General features: G+C 53.1%; 10 protein-coding genes. 6 read left to right on the forward strand and 4 right to left on the reverse strand.

Annotation, left to right across the window (positions count from 1 at the left end; translation table 11 throughout):
* A partial coding sequence (locus FHC49_RS22995) for an IS1 family transposase (protein ID WP_000851394.1) occupies window positions 1-98 on the forward strand: 98 nt, incomplete at its 5' end.
* A 99-nt stretch (window positions 99-197) separates the two neighbouring features.
* On the opposite strand, the gene FHC49_RS23000 is transcribed toward FHC49_RS22995, so the two are convergent.
* Window positions 198-1,568, reverse strand: coding sequence for a GH1 family beta-glucosidase (locus tag FHC49_RS23000; RefSeq protein WP_185666177.1), 1,371 nt, complete (start codon window positions 1,566-1,568; stop codon window positions 198-200).
* Between the two features lie 103 nt (window positions 1,569-1,671).
* Window positions 1,672-1,827, reverse strand: a complete 156-nt coding sequence (gene blr / locus FHC49_RS23005; RefSeq protein ID WP_185666178.1) for a division septum protein Blr — start codon at window positions 1,825-1,827, stop codon at window positions 1,672-1,674.
* Window positions 1,828-2,065: 238 nt separating this feature from the next.
* Between blr and FHC49_RS23010 the strand changes: the two genes are divergently transcribed.
* A complete protein-coding gene (locus FHC49_RS23010) occupies window positions 2,066-3,106 on the forward strand; it encodes an oxidoreductase (RefSeq protein ID WP_185666179.1) in 1,041 nt (346 codons plus the stop codon).
* A 48-nt stretch (window positions 3,107-3,154) separates the two neighbouring features.
* Here FHC49_RS23010 and add read toward each other — a convergent pair whose 3' ends face one another.
* Window positions 3,155-4,156 (reverse strand): adenosine deaminase, encoded by a 1,002-nt coding sequence (gene add, locus FHC49_RS23015; RefSeq protein WP_185666180.1) that lies wholly within the window; start codon window positions 4,154-4,156, stop codon window positions 3,155-3,157.
* 293 nt (window positions 4,157-4,449) lie between these two features.
* On the opposite strand from add, the gene FHC49_RS23020 reads away from it, so the two are divergent.
* Complete coding sequence (locus FHC49_RS23020; protein ID WP_185666181.1) at window positions 4,450-4,899, forward strand: hypothetical protein; 450 nt, start codon at window positions 4,450-4,452, stop codon at window positions 4,897-4,899.
* 18 nt (window positions 4,900-4,917) lie between these two features.
* Here the strand turns inward: FHC49_RS23020 and FHC49_RS23025 are convergent, their stop codons facing one another.
* Entirely contained in the window at window positions 4,918-6,291 is a 1,374-nt protein-coding gene (locus FHC49_RS23025; protein WP_220440938.1) for a PLP-dependent aminotransferase family protein, read from the reverse strand.
* Between the two features lie 101 nt (window positions 6,292-6,392).
* On the opposite strand from FHC49_RS23025, the gene FHC49_RS23030 reads away from it, so the two are divergent.
* The 3 genes from FHC49_RS23030 to FHC49_RS24825 all read left to right on the forward strand — a co-directional run.
* Window positions 6,393-7,145: an AzlC family ABC transporter permease gene (locus FHC49_RS23030; protein ID WP_220440939.1), complete on the forward strand. Its 753-nt coding sequence runs from the start codon at window positions 6,393-6,395 to the stop codon at window positions 7,143-7,145.
* On the forward strand, window positions 7,145-7,390 hold the full coding sequence (locus FHC49_RS23035) for an AzlD family protein (RefSeq protein ID WP_220440940.1): 246 nt from the start codon (window positions 7,145-7,147) through the stop codon (window positions 7,388-7,390). The genes FHC49_RS23030 and FHC49_RS23035 overlap by 1 nt, the downstream gene beginning before the upstream one ends.
* Window positions 7,391-7,423: 33 nt before the next feature.
* A partial coding sequence (locus FHC49_RS24825) for an IS1 family transposase (RefSeq protein WP_129692851.1) occupies window positions 7,424-7,478 on the forward strand: 55 nt, incomplete at its 3' end.

Here is a 7,478-nt window from a genome sequence, read left to right on the forward strand (position 1 = left end):
TGGCACGGCTGGGACGGAAGTCGCTGTCGTTCTCAAAATCGGTGGAGCTGCATGACAAAGTCATCGGGCATTATCTGAACATAAAACACTATCAATAAGTTGGAGTCATTACCCAGAAAATGTGCTTATTGATTTCGATACAAAAAATGTGATTTTTTAGGCAGTCAGGGCGCTTGGCACGCCCTGACAAAGTGAAATTAACGATTCTCGCCGCGACTGGCAATTACATCTTTATACCAGAAGAAGCTTTTTTTACGCTTGCGCATCAGATTTTGCTTATGGTCGACATAAACAAAACCGTACTGTTTTTTGTAACCATTCAGCCAACTTAGCAGATCGATAAACGACCACGGATAATAACCACGGACGTCAGCACCAAGCGCAATGGCTTTTTCCAGAGCATCAATATGAACGCGTAGGAAATCGATACGCGGTGTATCCACCACTTCACCATCGACGATAGGGTCAACGGCACCCAGGCCGTTTTCGGTAATATAGATAGGAATATCACCGTAACGCTCTTTGATCATCATGATGCCGTCGGTTAACCCCTGAGGCCAAATCTCCCAGCCCCATTCGGTGTAGACGCTTTCCGGATTACGGACGAAATAGAACAGCCCTTCAACGCCTTGTTCACCGCTGACTTTTTCTTTCGGCGGCGTCGCGGAAACGGTTTCACGACGATAGTAGTTCAGGCCGATAAAATCGCAGCGGTTTTTGCGCAGCAGTTCATCGTCTCCCGGCGCAAAGCGCGGTACGCCCCACAGCGCCTGAGATTGTGCCAGCAGTTCATCAGGATAGCGGCCTTTCAGCACCGGATCGTAGAACCAGTGGGTATGGATAGCGTCCGCCAGATCGGTAGCGGCTTGGTCTTCTGGGCTATCGGTCAGCGCAGAGTGGGGTTGCAGCACGTTGACGAAGCCAATTTCACCGTTGATTTGCATCCCACGAAACGCTTTAACCGCCATGGCATGGGCAATAAAGACGTGGTGACAGGCCTGAATAGCGCGTGCCGGGTTACGCACGGAAGGGGGATGGCTACCGGTAATGTAACCGTGACCAATAAAGACGATGGTTTCGTTAAAGGTGGCCCATTTCTTCACGCGGGAACCAAAACGGGCATAGCACAGGCGCGCATACTCTTCGAAAGCTTCCGCCGTGGAGCGGGCTTCCCAGCCGCCTTCGTCCTGAAGCGCCTGTGGGAGATCCCAATGATAGAGGGTAATCATGGGTTCAATATTATGTGCTAACAGGTCATCAATCAGATCGCTGTAAAACTTCACCCCAGCTTCGTTGATCTCGCCGCGGCCGTTCGGCAGCAGGCGGGGCCATGAGATAGAGAAACGGTAGCTTTGCAGCCCCATTTCCGCCATTAACTGGACGTCTTCTTTTACGCGATGGTAGTGATCGACGGCAACGTCGCCGTTTGTACCCTGATAGGTTGTCCCTGGCTGGTGGGAGAAAATATCCCAGATAGACGGGCCTTTACCGTCTTCATTATGTGCACCTTCAACCTGGTACGCTGCCGTGGCAGCTCCCCAGAGAAAATTTGGGGGAAAAGCAGACATATAACACTCCTTACCTGTGTGATAACACGAGTGTAAGGAGTGCTTTTAAGTGGAGCAATCGGTTTCTGAAACCGGTTCCATTGATGAGATCTGAATCACTCTTTTACGATGACGGCGGGACATTTTTTTGCAGCGTTGCGGTAGCGGGCTCCGGCGGCTGGTAGTTATCGATGTGATGCGCGACAAACAGAAGCAGAACGGAAAAACCCAGAATAATCCAACCAATTAATTCAACAATACGCGTCATTACGGAAGTCATGAAATTTTACTTACAGTCCATTGATAAAAGAGAGCCAGGGCAAGATCTTAGCGTGCCTGCGTCACAACGCAAGTTTTCAGCCGAATCGTTTCGACAGTTGGTGGTTATTTCACCAATTGACGGGGCAATGGACCATAATGTTATTAAACTGTTGTATGAACGCTTCAGATGAGTTCAAATAAAGAAATCGATTACAAAATCAGTTCAAAGCACACCAAATAGAGAAGTGAGGCGACATATGAGTGACCAAATCCGTGTGGGATTAGTGGGTTATGGCTATGCCAGTAAGACATTTCACGCGCCGCTCATCAGCGGCACGCCGGGTATGGCGCTTGCCGTCGTCTCCAGTAGCGATGCCAGTAAAGTTCATGCAGATTGGCCAGCGGTGCAGGTCGTCTCCGACCCGACGGCGCTATTTACCAATCCTGATATCGACCTGATCGTTATCCCGACGCCAAACGATACCCACTTCCCGTTAGCGAAAGCGGCGCTGGAAGCGGGTAAAAACGTGGTGGTGGATAAACCATTCACCGTGACACTGTCACAGGCGCGTGAACTGGATACGCTGGCTAAACAGCAGGGCAAACTGCTGTCGGTGTTCCATAACCGCCGCTGGGATAGCGACTTCCTGACGGTGAAAGCGTTGATCAACGAAGGCAAGCTTGGCGATATCGCTCACTTTGAATCACATTTTGACCGCTATCGTCCGCAGGTACGCGCCCGCTGGCGCGAGCAGGCTGGGCTGGGCAGCGGTATATGGTATGACTTAGGCCCGCATCTGCTGGATCAGGTCGTCACCCTGTTTGGTTTACCGCAGAGTATGTATGTTGATCTCGGTCAGCTGCGCCCCGGCGCGCAGTCCACAGACTACTTCCATGCGGTGTTAACCTATCCGCAGCGCCGCGTTGTGCTGCACGGCACGCTTCTGGCGGCGGCGGAAACGGCGCGCTATATCATTCACGGTTCCGAGGCAAGCTATGTGAAGTTTGGCCTCGACCCGCAGGAAGATCGCCTGAAAAGCGGGGAACGTCTACCGCAGGCCGACTGGGGCTACGATATGCGTGACGGCGTGTTAACAACGGTGGACGGTGAAACGCGGGTGGAAACGACGCTGTTGACGCAACCGGGCAACTACCCAGCGTACTACGCGGCAATCCGCGATGCGCTGAACGGCATCGGTGAGAATCCGGTACCGGCCGGTCAGGCGATCCAGATTATGGAACTGATTGAGCTGGGGATGGAATCTGCGAAACACCGTGCGGCGCTGACGTTAGTGTAATCGCCAAGGTATTGAGGAATCCCGGCAGGCGTACCTGCCGGGATTTTTTTATGCCTGTTTAACGCGGGCGGTAAGCGCCTGTTTTTCGGCAGCGGAAAGGAACGCCATTTCCAGACCATTGATCTGCGCCTGACGAATTTGTGCCGGGCTTAAGCCTGCTGCTGGGGCGGCAGTGTGGTACTCGTGCTGAATATCAATCCCCTGAACTGCCGGATCATCGGTATTGATGCTTGCCAGCACGCCGTGTTCAAGGAACGTTTTCAGCGGATGTTGTGCCAGCGATGGCACGGTGCTGGTCTGGATGTTGGAGGTCAGGCAGGATTCAATGCCGATACGTTTTTCCGCGAGGAAATCCATCAGTGCCGGATCCAGAATGGCCTTCACGCCGTGACCGATACGCTCAGCGCCGAGGTCGCGAATGGCCTGCCAGATGCTTTCCGGGCCTGCGGCTTCGCCCGCGTGAACGGTGATACGCCAGCCTGCATCGCGCGCACGGGTAAAGTGGTTCAGGAACAGATGTCCCGGGAAGCCCAGTTCATCACCAGCCAGGTCGAGCGCGGTAATACCGTCACGGTGGGCCAGCAGGGCATTGAGTTCTTCTTCACAGGCCGCTTCGCCAAAGGTACGGCTCATAATGCCGATAAGACGCGCTTCAACGTTAAAGGTTTTGCAGCCTTCTTTAACGCCTGCGATTACCGCTTCAACCACGCCGTCGACCGGTAGTTGGTGGGTCATCGCCATGTAGCGCGGAGAAAAGCGCAGCTCAACGTAGTGCAGGCCGTTACGGGCCGCATCTTCAATGTTTTCATAGGCGACGCGGCGGACGGCGTCCAGAGAAGCCAGAACCTTCACGCCCCAGTCAAGCTTGCTCAGGAAGCTCACCAGATCGGGTTCATTGCTGGTCACCTGTACGTGGGGCAGCAGGGTTTCAAGCGTAGTAGCGGGGAGCGCGAGATTGTACTGGCGGCCGAGATCGAGGATGGTCTGGGCACGGATATTACCGTCAAGGTGGCGGTGGACATCGGTTAAAGGCAGGTTGGTATCAATCATGATCGCACTCATTTTTTAGTTAAAGTGCAAACCATTATACAACATGCCGGTAACCAGTTAAAAGTGTTGAAAAATAGATGCTTTTACAATCGCTTGGGGGGATGTGAGGTTATTTTCAGCATTTTTTCGCGTAGTGCAGCGATCGCGTTCTCTAGTGCGGTATATCCAGAAGGACCTGTTTTAAAATTAAAGCCAAAAGATGACAGCCAAAAATAGTAGGAATAATCTTAATATGTTGTTGTTTTTATCCTGATCTGAATAATGCGTATGATAACCCATAAAGGCAACGTTTTATGAAAATTCACGCTGTTACGATCATTGCGCTGCTTTTTCTTCCTTCTCTTGCATATTCAGAACAGCAGGAACGGGAATACAACACCTGGTACTTACGAAATGCCATTCTTTATGACATGACACAGACCTCAGAGGGGTTTCCCGTCATGCTAAGTATCGCCCAACCAGGTCGAATCGGAGCCAATATGGTGGTGTCTTACCTGGCTGAGGGGCCATGCGCGGGTGGTGCTAAAACGTTCAATGTTAATGGCAAAGATATTCCAGCCAAATACAGCTGCGTGCCGGTTGGCAAGGATCGGATCGAACATTACGCCCTTAACGATTCACAGCAAATCAATGAGATGGTGAATCACCTCGAGTCTGATTTCACCTTGTTGTTGCAGAATAATATCAAGGTATGGGCAGCCAATATCAAATCGCCGAAGTATGGTATGGCGCCGAGGTTTTGATATTCGCCCTAAGCGTGCTCAGACCGGATAATTCAGCATCGCAGGTCGTTTAAGCTGGGTGATAATCCGCTTAATTATCAACAGCGCCTGAGTCAGCTTTTCCATATCCGGCCCGCCAATACACAATCGAATTCCCGCCTGATCGGCGAACGGTGTCACCTCCGTTGAGGCGGGCGACGTCACTTTAATACCGGCGGCAAGCGCTGCCTCGTAGAAAGGGTGTACGTTTTCCCGGGGTAGTGGCAGCCAGAGGTGGAAGCTGGGCAGCCCTGAGTGGTACAGGTCTTCGCCCAGAATATCGCGTGCTAGGGCGTACCGCCGTGCGGTTTCTTGCTCAATGGCGAGGGTGACGGTTTCGGCAGTGCCGTCCAGCAGCCACTGCTCCATAATGGCACAGCTCAGCGGTGAAACCATGATAGCCGTTGTTCTGAGCATCGATTCTCCCTGTGCGTAGAGCGCCTTGGGCAGCAGAAGCCCGCCAATTCGAAGCGCTGGATTAAGGATCTTCGACAGGCTATTTACATACAGGGTGATTTCCGGTGCCAAACGGGTGATTTGCGGTATGTCGATATTGCGGGTCAGCCGATAAACATCATCTTCAATGATAAACAGCTTCCGTTCCCGGCAAATGCGCACCAGTTCATGACGACGCGTCAGACTCATCACCCGCGTTGAAGGGCTTTGCAGCAGCGGGGTCACATACACCGCCGCGTTGTGTTCACCGCGGGCGTCGAGCGCTGCTTCCAACGCTTTCACATCCATACCGTCATCATCCATTGGGATGCCGACCAGCGTCAGATTGAGCAGTCGCGAAAGTTGAATCAGTCCGGAATAGGTCTGCGCCTCAACGTACAGCGTACTGAACGGCTTGCAAACGGTGGAGAGCGCCACCGACAGCGCATGCTGCGCGCCGCTGGTGATAATGAGCTGTTCAGCATTGGCCTCAACGCCAAGCTGGGTAAACCAGCGCGCCAGCAGTCGTCGGTGCTCATCATGACCAGCGGGAGGGGCATAAAAGTTAAACATATCCATATCCGGCCGACGTGCGATGGCGGTGAGCGTCGCGCCGAGTGAGCGCGCCGTCAGGGCGGCAGGCGGCGTGTTCTGCGAAAGGTCGATAACTTCTGCGCTACGCGCGTTTGCCAGCGCGACAAACATTCCGCTGCCCTTAACGCTGCGGACCAGGCCACGTTTTTCGAGTATCCCGTAGGCTTTGGTCACCGTGCCAAGGCCAATACTCAGGGTATCCGCGAGATCCCGATGCGCCGGTAAGCGTGCGCCGTAGGGCAGTAGGCCGGAAAGAATATCTTCCGATAAAGCCAGTACCAGCCGTTCGGTGGGGGATGTTGTCTGTTCGGCAAGCCGTGGCTGCCAGGGGGAGCGTTCGCGCATCTGATCACCTAAGTGTAATGTGACACTATATATGTTTACTAATAGTGTCACGCACTCTATGCTAATGCCAGCTAAAGCAGCATCCGAAACAGGCATTCAATATGAGCATAAAAGATATTTCCGTTATTGCGGACGGACCAGACACGTCTGCGCAAAGTGATTCCGTGGGCGCTGAATTTCGTCGTGGGATTAAAGAAGGGCTGCCGGTATTACTTGGCGTTATTCCATTTGCGCTGGTGCTTGGCGCACAGGCGAGCCATAAAGGATTAAGTCATTTTGAAGTGCCGCTAATGACCGGGCTTAATTTTGCCGGTGGCTCTGAGTTTGCGGCAATACAAATCTGGACCAATCCGCCGCATATTTTATTAATTATGGCCGTGACCTTTCTGGTGAATAGCCGACATATTTTGATGGGGGCGACGCTGGTGCCACTGCTGGCGCGTTTCCCGAAACGTAAGGTGCTCCCGGCGTTGTTTTTGATGACTGACGAGAGTTGGGCATTGAGTTACAGCGATGCGCAAAAGCGAGCTGGTCGTGGAATGCTCAGTTTTAGTCTGCCTTATTATCTGGGGGCATCGCTGTCGTTTTATGTCATGTGGGTGGGTTTCACTGCCCTTGGCGCACTGGCGGGACCGGTGCTGGGCGATGTTCACCGTTATGGTTTTGATATGGCGTTCCCGGCGGTATTTCTGGTGCTGGTCCGGGGTATGTGGCGCGGAGTTCGCAAAGCGCTGCCGTGGCTGACCAGTTTGCTGGTGGCCGTGGCGGTGTATCACTTTATACCCGGCGTCTGGTACGTTATCGCCGGGCCGCTGGCCGGGTTAGCGGTGGCCTGGCTGTGGGGGGATAAATAATGCCGGATCAGCAAACGCTGTTTGCCATCGTGTTGATGGCGGCAACCACCTATTTAACCCGCATTTCTGCGTGGCTCATTTTACGAAATCGTACGCTGACGCCGGGTGCTATGGCGGTACTGCGTTCATCGCCGGGGTGCGTCATGCTGGCGTTTATTGCCCCGTATTTTGCTTCAGGTAACTTTATTGATTTAATTGGCCTGGGCGTGACGTTTATTGCGGCGGTGATGCTGCCAACTTACTGATTTAGTGTATGATGGTGTTTTTGAGGTGCTCCAGTGGCTTCTGTTTCTATCAGCTGTCCCTCCTGTTCAGCTACTGACGGGGTGGTGC

It is taken from the genome of Kluyvera sp. EC_51 (assembly GCF_019584505.1).
Taxonomy (GTDB): Bacteria; Pseudomonadota; Gammaproteobacteria; order Enterobacterales; family Enterobacteriaceae; genus Kluyvera; species Kluyvera sichuanensis.